This window comes from Bradyrhizobium sp. SZCCHNRI3052 (assembly GCF_032484895.1).
Classification (GTDB): domain Bacteria; phylum Pseudomonadota; class Alphaproteobacteria; order Rhizobiales; family Xanthobacteraceae; genus Bradyrhizobium.
On the sequence record NZ_JAUETW010000012.1, the window covers coordinates 39449 to 52329 of the forward strand.

A 12881-nucleotide genomic window follows, 5' to 3' on the forward strand; every position below is an offset into this window, starting at 1 on the left:
GCTACTCGTCCTTGTCCGCCGCGTGCGCCGATCCGAACAGCCCGGCCAGCGTGCGCTCGTGGCCGGTATCGATCGACACGTTGACGCTCATGCCGGCCTTGAGCTTCGCGACGAACCTGTCGGCCTTGTCGAAATAGATCCGGACCGGCACGCGCTGCACGACCTTGACGAAATTGCCGCTTGCATTTTGCGGCGGCAGGATCGCGAACTGCGCGCCGGTGCCCGGCGACAGCGAGCCGACCGTGCCCTTGAAGCGGTGGTTGGGGAAGGCATCGACGTCGAGCTCGACCGGCTGGCCGACCGCGACATAGGTGAAGTCGCTCTCCTTCGGGTTGGCGTCGACCCAGGGATTGCTGATGTCGATCACCGAGAACACCGGCGTGCCCGCGGCCACGAAGCGGCCGAGCTGGATCTGGTCGACCTGCGTCGCGATGCCCGGCATCGGCGCGCGCAAGGTGGTGTGGTCGAGGTCGCGCTGCGCGTCGTCCAGCTTGGCCTTTGCCTGGACGTAAGGCGGGAACTGCTCCAGCGGCAGATCGGGATTGCCGAGCAGCTGCGTTTTCGCGTTCGACAGCTGCTGCTTGATGTACTGCGCCTGTGCGCCGGCGGTCACCAGCGCATTCGCGGCATTGTCGAGGTCGAGCTGCGAGCCGAAATTGCTCTTGGCGAGCGTCTGCTTGCGCTCGACGTCCTTCTGCTTCAGGTCGATGCCCTGCTGCGCGAGATCGAGCATCTGGCCGTAGATCTTGATGTTGGCGGTGAGGTTGTCATAGCTGATGCGCGCCTGCTCCAGCGCCGCCTTGGCCTGGTCGACCGCCAGGCGATAGGGCACGGGGTCGATCTCGAACAGCTCGTCGCCTTTCTGCACCTGCTGGCCTTCCTTGACGACGACCTTGACGATCTTGCCGGAGATGTCGGGCGTGATGAGCACCTTCTGGGCGCCGACATAGGCGTCGTCGGTCGTCACGTAGCGGCCGCCATTGAGATACAGCACGAGGCCGCCGATGGCGGCGACGAGCGGCAGCACGACCAGCAGCAGCGTGCGACGGTAGCGGCGCAGCAATCCGGGGCGCGCCGGCTTCGCGTCGGCGGCCGCGGGCGGCGCCGCATCCGGGCTGGCCTTCTGGTCGGGGGCGAGTTTCAGGGCGGGCTCAGCCATAGCGCTGCTCCTTTCGCTGCTCGTCGCACAGCGACTGCAGGGCGTTTCTCACGTTTTCCTTGATGGCTTCGAGATGGGTCATCAGCCGCTCGGCATCACCGGCGCTGATGCCCTGGAGGGCGGTGTCGGTCAGATCGCTGCGCAGCACCGCGAGCTTCGCGAGCAGCGGGCGCGCGGCCTTCTTCAGATAGAGCCGGTTGACGCGGCGGTCGCTGTCGTCGCCGCGCCGCTCGATCAGCCCGGCCTCGGCGAGCTTGTCGATCAGCCGTGTCAGCGTGATCGGCTGCATCTCCATCTGCTCGGCGAGCTCGGACTGCTTCATCCCCTCGTAGCGCTCGACCTTCGCCAGCACGGCCCATTGCGCGCGGGTCATGCCGAAGCGCGCCGCCTCCTTGTCGGCATAGGCGCGCACCAGGCGCTGCAGCTCGCCGAGCGTAAACAGGAAGTTCACGTCCACCGACGTGCGGGTCATGGCTGATCTCGATTCCAAGAGGGGGAACTAAGCTTTGGCTGTAATGAGCCTCGGATATGATAAGTAAGCTTATGAATATTTGATGGCCCTGCCGAGCGCACCCGCCCCGCCGCAGATGCATGGCTCGGCCGCGGCCTTTGGCGAGACCGGCCCGAGATGCTAGATTGTCGGCAATGACCCTCGCAAAGCCCACCTTCCCGGCGCCGGATCACGACCATGGCCGCTGCGCGGCCGATGCCCTGGACCATGCCGAGCGCATCTGCGCCCAGCGCGGCCAGAAGTTCACGCCGCAGCGCCGCCAGGTGTTGGAGGCGCTGCTGTCGAGCCACCGGCCGCTCGGCGCCTACGAGATCATCGAGGAACTTGCCAAGGTCGCCGCGCGGCCGGCGCCGATCACAGTCTATCGCGCGCTCGAGTTCCTGATGGCGAACGGCCTGGTGCACCGCATCGAGAGCCGCAACGCCTTCCTCGCCTGCGCCCATGACCACGAGCAGACCGCGCTGGTGGCGTTCCTGATCTGCGAGAGCTGCGGCGCCGTCGGCGAGGTTCCGGCAGCGCCGATCGCCGAAAGCCTGAAGCTGGCCGCCGCGGCATCGGGCTTCACGCCGAAACTGTCGGTCGTCGAGATCACCGGGCTGTGCGCCCATTGCCAGAAGGCGGCGTGAGAACGCTCACTGCGGCGCAAGCTGTACACGTGTGAATGACCGTCGTATTCGAGTTTCTGCGCGAGACCGGTGCGCGCAGTCAGAGGCCAGCACCGCCGCTCTACGTCCGCATCATCTCCGACCGACCAAGACAAAGCTGACCACACCTTGATGGCGGTCCAGAAAACGAAACGCGCCAAGGAGCCAACGTCCTCGTGTCCGCAACGTCAACCTCATCCGCCGCGACCCGGCCGCTCGGCCTGGGCGCGATCGCCGTCATCCTCGTGCTGTGCCTGTCCTGGGCGTTCAACCAGATCGCCGTGAAGCTCGCGCTGCCTGAAATTCCGCCGCTGCTGCAGGCCACCTTCCGTTCGCTCGGTGCGCTGCCGGTGCTGCTGGTGTTCGCGCGGGTGCGCGGCGTGAAGATGTTCGAGCGCGACGGCACGCTGGGGCTCGGCCTGGTGGCAGGCCTGTTGTTCGGCTTGGAATTCGTGCTGATCTATCAGGGCCTGCTGCTGACCTCGGCGTCGCGCGCCATCGTGTTCCTGTATACCGCGCCGTTCTTCGTCGCGCTCGGCTCGTTCCGCTTCCTCGGCGAACGGATGGGGCCGGCGCAATGGGGCGGGCTGGCGCTCAGCTTCACCGGTGTGGCGCTGGCGATCGGCATTCCCCAGGCCGATGTCGACGGCCGCGTGCTGCTCGGCGATCTCCTGGTGGTCGGCGGCGGCCTGCTCTGGGGTGTGACCACGGTGTTCGTCAAAGGCACCCGGCTGCGCTTCATCGCGCCCGAGCGGGCATTGGGGTACCAGGTGGCGGTCTCCGTCCCGATCATGGCCCTGGCGGCCCTCATTGCCGGGGAGCGGTTGACCCAGGTTCCCAGCCCGTTCGTGATCGGCCTGATGGCCTACCAGTCGATCTGGGTGGTCGGGACCACGTTCACGGTCTGGTTCGCCCTGATCAAGGCCTACTCGGCCAGCAAATTGTCGGCATTTACCTTCATCACCCCTTTATTCGGGGTGCTGGCGAGCTATTTCATCCTGCATGACGCCCTGACGCTGGCCTTTGGCCTGGCTGCCGTGCTTGTGATCGTTGGGCTTTTTCTCGTAAACCGCCCGAACCGCGTGGTCCTGGCCGCGACTGATCCATTGCTGAATGTCACCAAAACCTGATATCCGAGCGCCCATGAACAAGCCCGAGATCCTGACCGAGAACACCTCAGCGTCCGATGTCGCCGGACCCGCTCCCCGGCATCGGACCACCCGCGTCATGGTCGGCAACGTCGCCGTCGGCGGCGGCGCCCCGATCGTGGTGCAGTCGATGACCAACACCGACACCGCCGACGTCGACCAGACGGTGGCCCAGGTTGCAGCGCTGGCGCGCGCCGGGTCCGAGATGGTCCGCATCACGGTCGACCGCGAGGAGGCCGCCGCGGCCGTCCCGCAGATCCGCGAGCAGCTCGACAAGCGCGGCATCACCACGCCCTTGATCGGCGACTTCCACTATATCGGCCACAAGCTGCTGACCGACTATCCGGCCTGCGCCGAGGCGCTGGCGAAATACCGCATCAATCCCGGCAATGTCGGCTTCAAGGACAAGCGGGACACGCAATTCTCGACCATCATCGAGCTCGCCAACAAATACGGCAAGCCGGTCCGCATCGGCGCCAATTGGGGCTCGCTCGATCAGGAGCTGCTCAGCAAGCTGATGGACGAGAACGCGGCTTCCGCGAACCCGCGCGATGCGCGCGCGGTGATGCGCGAAGCCATGGTGCAGTCGGCATTGCTGTCGGCCGCCCGGGCCCAGGAGCTCGGCATGCCGAAGGACCGCATCATCCTGTCGGCCAAGGTCTCGGCCGTGCAGGACCTGATCGCGGTCTATCAGGACCTCGCCGCACGCTCCGACTACGCCATCCATCTCGGCCTCACCGAGGCCGGCATGGGCTCGAAGGGCATCGTCGCCTCCGCGGCGGCGCTCGGCATCCTGCTGCAGCAGGGCATCGGCGACACCATCCGCATCTCGCTGACCCCCGAGCCCGGCGGCGACCGCACCCTCGAAGTTCAGGTCGCGCAGGAGCTGTTGCAGACCATGGGCTTCCGCACCTTCGTGCCGCTGGTTGCGGCGTGCCCCGGCTGCGGCCGCACCACCTCGACCACGTTCCAGGAGCTGGCGCGCTCGATCCAGGACTTCATCCGCGAGGAGATGCCGGCCTGGAAGACGCAATATCCCGGCGTCGAGGCGCTCAACGTCGCCGTCATGGGCTGCATCGTCAACGGCCCCGGCGAATCCAAGCATGCCAATATCGGCATCTCCCTGCCCGGCACCGGCGAGGCCCCGGCCGCGCCGGTCTTCGTCGACGGCAAGAAGTTCCGCACCCTGCGCGGGCCCACCATCGCCGCCGACTTCAAGGCGCTCGTCATCGACTACATCGACCAGCGCTACGGCAGCGGCGCCAAGGCGCCGGAGAGCGTGACCGCGGCGGAGTAGGGCGGGCACGCTGGTCCCGGCTCAGCCAGCGGCGCCTCCTGTGCCGCTGGGTTGATCGCGCGGTTGCTTGCGGCGAGAAGGTCTGACCATTCGTTACTCCGTCACGCCCGGGCTTGTCCCGGGCATCCATGTCGTTCCGAGGATGCCGAGCGGCGTGGATGGCCGGGACGAGCCCGGCCATGACGATGTGGCAGCAGACGGGCGCACAACTCCGATCGTCATATGCGATCGCTCTGTCGCAGGCGAGGAGCTTGAGAAAGAGTCCTCGGCTAGATTTCATGTCCAATCGGCCTGCCGTGAGAGCGACAGCCGACCTGCAACCGACGGCTGCTTGTGCCGCGCGCCGCGGTCTGAAATTTTTGCATGCGGATCGGCTGCAACGCACGCCGTGATGTCGCGGTTGCCCCCATCAGAACGGCGCCGCCCCACTGCCGCCCGCATGATCAGCACCTTGAGGCCTGCTGAAGAGGACGCCTCGATGAATCTCGACATCCGCGAAATGGAACTTGCCGAGACCTCGCTGGTCATCGACTACTTCTATTCGTCGAGCATCGAGCAACTCGACCTGATGGGCATCGACCCGACGCGGATGCCGACCAGGCCGGTGTGGGCCGGACTCTTCCAGACCCTGTACGAGACGCCGTTGGCCGAGCGCGCGGCGCTGCTGGTGATCTGGCGGCTCGACGGCCGCGCCATCGGCTTTTCCAGCTGCGACCGCATCGTCTACGGCAACCGCGCCCACATGCATCTGCATATCACCGAGCCCGAGCTGCGCAGCCGCGGCCTCGGCACCGCATGCGTCCGCCGCAGCATCGATTTCTATTTCGAGAGGTTGCGGCTCAAGCAGCTGTTCTGCGAGCCGCACGCCTACAACACCGCCCCCAACCGCGCGCTGCAGAAGGCCGGCTTCCGTTACTTGAAGACCTACAAGACGGTGCCGGGTCCGATGAACTACCACCAGGCCGTGACGCGCTGGATGATCGAGCGGTGACGTGAGGCTCCCCTCCACGTCATTGCGAGCGCAGCGAAGCAATCCAGGGCCGCGCAAGGATTTCTGGATTGCTTCGCTGCGCTCGCAATGACGGCGTTTGCCGCAACATCGCGTCCTACAACCGCGTGACCAGCTCTCAGCTCCTACAGCGGCAACTCACCATACGAGCGATTGGCGAGGCTCGCTTCCTCCAGATCGAGATCGCGCTCGATGCGGCGGCGGGTCTCGTCGGTGATCTTGCCGTCGCGCAGCATCACGTGGATGAATTTGCGTTCTGCCGTGATCAGCTCGCGGGTCAGCTCGATGCCGAGCGCGGATGCGTCGTTGTCCTCGGGCTTCAGACCTTCCGGGAGCTGGTTGGTCCGGACCTCGTGGCGCGCCCGTAGCAGCCGCACCACCTCGTCCGACAGCTCGCGATCGCTGGTCATCGTCTCCAGCGACCGCAAGGCGCTGTCGAGCGCCTCGCGCCGGGCCGCGATCTCCTGCTCATGCTCGCGCTGACGCTCGGCGCGACCCTGGTTGCCGACCCTGAGCCAGCGCACGACGGCCGGCAGGGTCAGGCCGAGGCCGATCAGGGTGAAGAAGATCACGCCGAAGGCGATGAACAGGATCTGGTCGCGATAGGGAAACGCGTCGCCGGTCGACAGCGTCAGCGGAAGCGCCAGCGCGGTGGCGAGCGAGACCGTGCCGCGCACGCCGGTGAAGCCGATGATGAAGGTCTGCCGCCAGGGCGGCAAGGGATCGCGGGCTCGCAGCGACGAGCTCAGCAAACGCGGCAGGATGGTCGCCGGGAAGGTCCAGGCGAAGCGCGCGATAACGACGATGGCGAGCACCAGCGCGGTCGCGATCATGATGTCGTCGAGCGGAAAGACCTTCGACTTCTCGTAGATCAGCCGCATCTGGAAGCCGGTCAGCAGGAACAGCATGCCCTCGATGAGGTAGATCATCAGGTCCCAGAAGAAGATGCCCTGCAGGCGGGTCGCCGAGGAGATCCACAGCGGTCCGTTCCAGCTCATGTAGAGGCCGCAGGCCACCGTCGCGATCACGCCGGAGCCGCCGACATGCTCGGGGATCCAGAACGCCAGATACGGCGTCAGCACCGACAGGGTGATCTCGACCTGCGGGTCGCGGGCATAGTGACGGGCGCGCAGCATCAGCCAGCCGACGCCGATGCCGAACGCGATCTCGCCGACCACGATCAGGCCGAACTCGCCGGCCGCGACCGGAAAGGAGAAGGCGCCGGTGGTGATGGCGGCCACCGCGAAGCGATAGAGGATCAGCGCGGTCGCGTCATTGGCGAGGCCCTCGCCTTCGAGAATGACCATGACCCGGCGCGGCAGGTGCAGCCGGCGGGCGATGGCGAGCGGCGCCACCACGTCTGGCGGCGCAACGATGGCGCCGAGCAGGAAGCCGAGGCTCCAGGGCAGGCCGAGAAGATAGTGGGTCGCGGTGGCCACCATGGAGGCGGTGAAGATCACGCAGCCGACCGCGAGCAGCACGATCGGCCGCAGATTGCGCTTGAACTCGCGCCAGCTCATCGCGACGCTCGACGAATAGATCAGCGGCGGCAGCACCACCAGCAGCACGAGCTCGGGGGGCAGCGCGAACGCCGGCATCGTCGGCACGAAGGCGAGCGCGATGCCGGCGAGCATCAGGAGGATCGCCGGCGCGAGATTGGCGCGTCGCGCGATCAGGGCGGTTCCCGCCAACACGGCCAGCAGGATCAGGAATATCTGAAAGTGAGCTTCCATGGCTGGGGGCTTGGCGTCGTCGCGCCGGCGTCAATCCCGGAGGTCGTAGCGGTAGGACTTCGACACGATCTGCCAGCCGTCCTTCAGTTTCATCGCCACGAGATAGTCGGTGAAATAGCGCGGCGGCAGCTGGCAGCGCACCTTGATGAAGGCCGTCTTGTCGTCCGAACGATCGATGGTGACGATGAAGTCCTCGCGCGGCTTGCCCTCAGCCTTGGCCGATGGGCGCTTGCGCACCCAGGCCAGCCAGTCCGGCACGGTCAGGATCTTGAGTTCGCCATTCTCGACCCAGCGCAGGTCCGCGGTGGGGTGGAACACGGCACCGAGCTTGTCGGCGTCGCCCTCGTAGAGCGCATCGAAATATCCCTGAACGACGGCCTCGACGGTGGAACGGTCTGTGCTCACGGCCAACTCCCTGGGAACCTGGACAAACAAGGATCGCATTTTCGATGCAAAACGGCGCTTGGCAAGGCATGAACTGGCGTCATTGCGCCAGCGACAGACTATAATGGCCGAGGCCAGGTCGATCGGGAATAAATCTGCGTGATCCCGGTCACAAGCCCAATGGGCTGCACTCTGATAGGCAGGTCCCAGCAGGTCTCCCAGCGGTATGGGGTAGGTACGATGTCTTGGTCACTTCGATTGGGCGGTTACATCCTGGCGGGAGCGCTGCTGCTGGTCGGCCACCCCGCGCTCGCCGACAAGCGGGTGGCGCTCGTCATCGGCAATTCCGCCTATCAGAACGTGCCGCAACTGACGAACCCCGCCAATGACGGCGCGGTGATGACGGCGACCTTCAAGAGCGCGGGCTTCGATGTCGTCGATTACCGGCGCGATCTGACCGCGCGGGAGACCAGGCGGGCCTTGCGCGATTTCGCCGACGCCGCCCGCGATGCCGATATTGCGGTGGTCTACTACGCCGGCCACGGCATGGAGGTCGAAGGGGCGAACTATCTGATCCCGATCGACGCCCGGCTCGAGCGTGACACCGACGTCTATGACGAGACGCTGTCGCTCGACCGTATTCTGGTCGCCGTCGAGCCGGCGAAGAAGCTGCGCCTGGTCATTCTCGACGCCTGCCGCGACAACCCGTTCACCCGCAACATGCAGCGGACGGTGGCGACCCGCAGCCTCGGCCGCGGCCTCGCCAAGGTCGAGCCGACCAGCCCAAATACGCTGATCGCCTATTCCGCCAAGGCCGGCTCGACCGCGCAGGACGGCGACGGCAAGAACTCGCCATTCACGCTAGCGCTGTCGCGGCATATCGCGACCCCCGGCCTCGACGTCCGCAAGGCGTTCGGCTTCGTCCGCGACGAGGTGCTGAAAGCGACCGCCAACCGCCAGGAGCCGTTCGTGTACGGCTCGCTCGGCGGCGAGGACGTGCCGCTGGTCCCTGGCGTGCCGCGCGTCGTGACACAGATGCCGGTGACGCCGCCGCCGAGCCCGCAGGCCGACATCCGGCGCGACTACGAGCTCGCGATGCAGGTCGGCAACAAGGGCGCGCTGAACGCCTTCCTGGCGCAATATCCCGACGGGTTCTACGCCAGCCTCGCCAAGTTGCAGCTCGACAAGCTCACCGCCGAGGAGAATCGCGCCGCCGCTTCCGAGAAGGCCCGCGCCACCGAGGCCGAGCGGGCGCGGCTCGCCGCCGAGGGCGCGCGCAAGGAGACCCTCGCCAAGGCGGAGGCCGAGGCCAGGGCGGCGGAGCAGGCTCGGATTGTCGCTGAGAAGGCTAATCAGGTGGCGCAGCAGCAGGCGGCCGACGCCGAGAAGAAGCGCGGTGAGCAGCAGCTCGCGGCGGTCGACAATCCGCGCGCGGCGACCTCGCCCGGCGCGCCCACGCCCGCAGCACCGCAGCAGGGCCAGGTCGCCTCGCTCACCCCGGCCGCGCAGCCCGCCGATCTCGCCAAGTCGGTGCAGCTCGAGCTGCGCCGCGTCGGCTGCCTCACCGAGGATGCCGATGGCGACTGGGGCTCGGCCTCGCGCCGCTCGCTGTCGCAGTTCAACCGCTATGCCGGTACCAAGCTCGATACCCAGGCCGCCTCGGCCGATGCGCTCCAGGCGATCAAGCTCAAGCAGGCGCGCGTCTGCCCGCTGGTCTGCCAGCATGGCACCAAGCCGGACGGCGACCGCTGCGCCCGCATCGTTTGCGCCGAGGGTTCGTTCGTCAACGACGACAATGAATGCGAGAAGCGGCGCGACAGGAAGCCGGTCGCCAAGCGCGATGGCAGCGACGAAGATGTGCCGTCGCGCCGCCGCGCCCGCGCGGCGCCGGATGCCGGCCTGCCGATGCCGGCTCCCGGTGCGGGCGTCGGGGTTGGGATCGGAGGTGGTGGCGGTCTCGGCGTCGGGACGGCCTCGGGCTACACCAGGCCGCAGACGCAAGCCGCCCGGCCGAAGTCGGGCGGGCAGATCTATTGCGACGCCTATCTGTGCCGCGCCGTCAGGCCCGGCTGCCGGCTGGAATATCGCGGCGGCGGCGGCCCGGCCAACAATGCCAGCGTCGAGGTGTGCAACTGATCAGGACGAGATTACGCTGGCGGCGATGTTGACCATCAGGGCGACCAGCGCGGTGTTGTAGACGAATGAGATGATGCCGTGCACGGTCGCGGTGCGGCGGATGATCTTGTCGGTGATGCCGACGTCGGAGACCTGGGCGGTCATGCCGATGATGAAGGAGAAGTAGACGAAGTCCCAGTAGTCGGCGTGCTCGTCCTTGTCGCCGCTGGGGAATTGCAGGCCGCCGGGCTTGGCGCCGCGGTAGTAGTCATGGGCGTAGTGCAGGGCGAAGGTCGCATGCACCGCGGCCCAGGACAGCGAGACGGTGAGCAGCGCCAGCGTCAGCGCCGGAGCGTCGCGCTTGGAAGCGCCGAGCTCGAGCACGATCGCGGCGATGCTGGCGAAGGCGCCGAGCGCCGTGACCAGCAGGATCACGAAACGGCCGTCGTCCTGCATGACCGCCTTGCGGCGGATGTGATGATGCTCGCTGCGCAGCATCATCGCCGCGACCAGCACGAGGTAGAGCGCGGTGAAGATGTCCCAGCTGATCAGGAGCCGCGTGATCAGGCGGAGTGCCGGCGGCAGCAGGAAGAACGCGACGATCGCGAGGCCCAGCGATATGAAGGTGCGCGGCCGCGCATAGATGACGCGCAGCGCAGCCGGCAGCCGCGTGAAGCGGGCGAGGTCCGGATCGTCGGGATGGACTCCGCCCAATGCCTCGCCTCAGCTCTTGCGCTCGGCGACGAAATGCGCGGCCGCCCGCAGCACGTCGCCCTTGGCGCCGAACACCGACAGCGCGGCATCGCCGCGGGCGAGCAGGTCGCGGACGCGCTGCCTGGCGCCCTCGACGCCGAGCTGGGTGACGAAGGTGGTCTTGCCGAGCTCGGCGTCGGCACCGGCCGGCTTGCCGAGGGTGGCGGCATCGCCCTCGACGTCGAGCAGGTCGTCGGCGATCTGGAAGGCTTCGCCGAGCGCGCGGCCGTAGTCGTCGAGCGCCTGGTACTCGGCCGCCGAGGCCTGGCCGAGCAGGGCGCCGGCGATGCAGCCGAAGCGGAGCAGGGCGCCGGTCTTCATCTGCTGGACGCGGGCGACGTCGACCGGGCCGCTGTCGCCGAACCGGCCCTCGCCGGCGAGGTCGAGGATCTGGCCGCCGGCCATGCCGCCGACACCGGCGCAGCGGGCCAGCGCCCGGGTCAAAGCGAGGCGGACGCCGGCATCGGGATGGATCTCGTCGCGGGTGATGATGTCGAAGGCGATGGTCAGCAGTGCGTCGCCGGCCAGGATCGCGGTGGCGTCGTCATAGACCTTGTGCAGGGTCGGACGCCCGCGCCGCAGGTCGGAATTGTCCATCGCCGGCAGATCGTCGTGGATGAGCGAGTAGCAGTGGATGCATTCGAGCGCCGCGCCGGTCAGCAGCGCGCCCTTGCGCGGGACGCCGAACACGGCGGCGCTCTCGACCACCAGGAACGGGCGCAGCCGCTTGCCGCCGTTCAGGCTCGAATAGCGCATCGACTCGATCAGCCGCTTCGGCCTGATGATCTCGTCCGCCAGCGGCGCATCGCCGAGGAGCTCGCCGAGCAAGGCTTCGGTCTCTTCCGCGGTCTTGTCCAGGCGTTGGGTGAAGTCGGTGAGGGCCGTCGCAGTCATTTAACAAGAGCTCCAGGGGCAAAATTCGCCGGACAATCGTTGATGGCGGCGACTTCGTCAATTGCCGGAGCGGTGGCGGCTTTCGGCCGCGACGGCGGAAAAAAGCAGGAAACCACATCGAGATGTCGGATAATCCCCTCCAATTGTCCGCCCCCGCGGTGGTCCCAACCGAGCGGCGCCTGCCCTTGCGTACCGTCAGAACCATCCTCGTGATCGCCGTGCTGGTGCTGCTCGTGCCCTATGCGCTGACGCCGTTCTATGCCGTGGGTCACCCCGCCTCGACCCTGATGCTGTGGCGGTCGGTGACGGGGCAGCCGGTGACGCGGCACTGGATCGACCTCTCGGCCATGTCGCCGTATTTGCCCCGCTCGGTGGTGGCCGCGGAGGATGCCAAATTCTGCAGCCATCACGGCATCGACTGGGGCGCGCTGCGCGAGGTCATGGACGATGCCGAGGACGGCGAGGTCTCGCGGGGCGGCTCGACCATCACCCAGCAGGTCGCCAAGAACCTGTTCCTGTGGCAGGGCCGCAGCTATGTTCGAAAGGCGCTGGAACTGCCGCTGGCGCTGTGGATCGACCTCGTCCTCGGCAAGCGGCGCATCCTCGAAATCTACCTCAACATCGCCGAGCTCGGTCCCAGCGGCCAGTTCGGGGTGGAGGCGGGCGCCAATTACGCGTTCAACCGCTCGGCAGCTGGCTTAGGGCCGCGCGAGGCGGCGCTGATGGCCTCGATCCTGCCGAACCCCGTCCGGCGCAGCGCCCGGGCCCCGGGGCCGGGTGTGCGGCGGCTGTCGGCGACCTACATGGTGCGGGCCCAGGCCTCCAGCCTGCAGGCCTGCTGGGGGGAACGGCGGTGAGGTCCGAGCGGGCGCAATTTTGGCCAAAAATGCCTCGGAGAGCCCTAGCCATGCCGCACCCCTTCCTCTATAAGCGCGGCCTTGATCGGCATCCGGGCTCGCCAGCTTCATGGCTGCAGCCGTCCTTTGCGGACGATGCCTTGCAAAAATACCCTAGAGGATACCGATATGGCCGTCCCCAGAAGAAAAACTTCGCCGTCGCGCCGCGGCATGCGCCGCTCGGCTGACGCCATCAAGAAGCCGACCTATGTCGAGGACAAGGATTCCGGCGAGCTGCGTCGTCCGCACCACCTGGACCTGAAGACCGGCATGTACAAGGGCCGCCAGGTCCTGAAGAAGAAAGACGCCTGATTGTCCGCGCGGGCCGCTTTCCAAGC

Annotated in this window: 13 protein-coding genes; 7 read left to right on the forward strand and 6 right to left on the reverse strand. The window is 67.2% G+C overall.

Translation table 11 applies throughout. The annotated features are described in order from the left end of the window. Window position 1: 1 nt before the first annotated feature. Both QW887_RS26915 and QW887_RS26920 read right to left on the reverse strand, forming a co-directional pair. Window positions 2–1159, reverse strand: coding sequence for an HlyD family secretion protein (locus QW887_RS26915; protein WP_315715163.1), 1158 nt, complete (start codon window positions 1157–1159; stop codon window positions 2–4). After that, complete coding sequence (locus tag QW887_RS26920; RefSeq protein ID WP_315751915.1) at window positions 1152–1631, reverse strand: MarR family transcriptional regulator; 480 nt, start codon at window positions 1629–1631, stop codon at window positions 1152–1154. The genes QW887_RS26915 and QW887_RS26920 overlap by 8 nt, the downstream gene beginning before the upstream one ends. A 173-nt stretch (window positions 1632–1804) precedes the next feature. On the opposite strand from QW887_RS26920, the gene QW887_RS26925 reads away from it, so the two are divergent. The 4 genes from QW887_RS26925 to QW887_RS26940 all read left to right on the forward strand — a co-directional run bounded on the left by QW887_RS26925 (window position 1805) and on the right by QW887_RS26940 (window position 5750). After that, window positions 1805–2296 carry a Fur family transcriptional regulator gene (locus tag QW887_RS26925; RefSeq protein WP_315751916.1) on the forward strand — a complete coding sequence of 164 codons (492 nt, stop codon included), beginning with the start codon at window positions 1805–1807 and terminating at the stop codon, window positions 2294–2296. A gap of 194 nt (window positions 2297–2490) precedes the next feature. After that, a complete protein-coding gene (locus QW887_RS26930; RefSeq protein WP_316195405.1) occupies window positions 2491–3444 on the forward strand; it encodes a DMT family transporter in 954 nt (317 codons plus the stop codon). Between the two features lie 13 nt (window positions 3445–3457). After that, complete coding sequence (gene ispG / locus QW887_RS26935; RefSeq protein ID WP_316174445.1) at window positions 3458–4759, forward strand: flavodoxin-dependent (E)-4-hydroxy-3-methylbut-2-enyl-diphosphate synthase; 1302 nt, start codon at window positions 3458–3460, stop codon at window positions 4757–4759. A 478-nt stretch (window positions 4760–5237) separates the two neighbouring features. Continuing rightward, a complete protein-coding gene (locus QW887_RS26940; RefSeq protein ID WP_316166276.1) occupies window positions 5238–5750 on the forward strand; it encodes a GNAT family protein in 513 nt (170 codons plus the stop codon). A gap of 143 nt (window positions 5751–5893) precedes the next feature. On the opposite strand, the gene QW887_RS26945 is transcribed toward QW887_RS26940, so the two are convergent. Further along, a complete protein-coding gene (locus QW887_RS26945) occupies window positions 5894–7501 on the reverse strand; it encodes a Na+/H+ antiporter (RefSeq protein ID WP_316195408.1) in 1608 nt (535 codons plus the stop codon). A 30-nt stretch (window positions 7502–7531) separates the two neighbouring features. Continuing rightward, window positions 7532–7906 (reverse strand): nuclear transport factor 2 family protein, encoded by a 375-nt coding sequence (locus tag QW887_RS26950; RefSeq protein ID WP_315756871.1) that lies wholly within the window; start codon window positions 7904–7906, stop codon window positions 7532–7534. A 219-nt stretch (window positions 7907–8125) separates the two neighbouring features. Here QW887_RS26950 and QW887_RS26955 point away from each other — a divergent pair, with 219 nt between their 5' ends. Continuing rightward, window positions 8126–10021, forward strand: coding sequence for a caspase domain-containing protein (locus tag QW887_RS26955; RefSeq protein WP_316195409.1), 1896 nt, complete (start codon window positions 8126–8128; stop codon window positions 10019–10021). On the opposite strand, the gene QW887_RS26960 is transcribed toward QW887_RS26955, so the two are convergent. Both QW887_RS26960 and QW887_RS26965 read right to left on the reverse strand, forming a co-directional pair. After that, a complete protein-coding gene (locus tag QW887_RS26960; RefSeq protein WP_316171004.1) occupies window positions 10022–10714 on the reverse strand; it encodes a DUF1345 domain-containing protein in 693 nt (230 codons plus the stop codon). 9 nt (window positions 10715–10723) lie between these two features. Next, window positions 10724–11647, reverse strand: coding sequence for a farnesyl diphosphate synthase (locus tag QW887_RS26965; RefSeq protein ID WP_315751923.1), 924 nt, complete (start codon window positions 11645–11647; stop codon window positions 10724–10726). 185 nt (window positions 11648–11832) lie between these two features. On the opposite strand from QW887_RS26965, the gene QW887_RS26970 reads away from it, so the two are divergent. After that, complete coding sequence (locus QW887_RS26970) at window positions 11833–12504, forward strand: transglycosylase domain-containing protein (RefSeq protein WP_315715422.1); 672 nt, start codon at window positions 11833–11835, stop codon at window positions 12502–12504. A 168-nt stretch (window positions 12505–12672) separates the two neighbouring features. Next, the gene (gene rpmF, locus QW887_RS26975) at window positions 12673–12855 is read left to right on the forward strand and encodes a 50S ribosomal protein L32 (protein WP_006610266.1); all 183 of its coding nucleotides are present in this window, start codon (window positions 12673–12675) and stop codon (window positions 12853–12855) included. Window positions 12856–12881 lie beyond the last annotated feature (26 nt).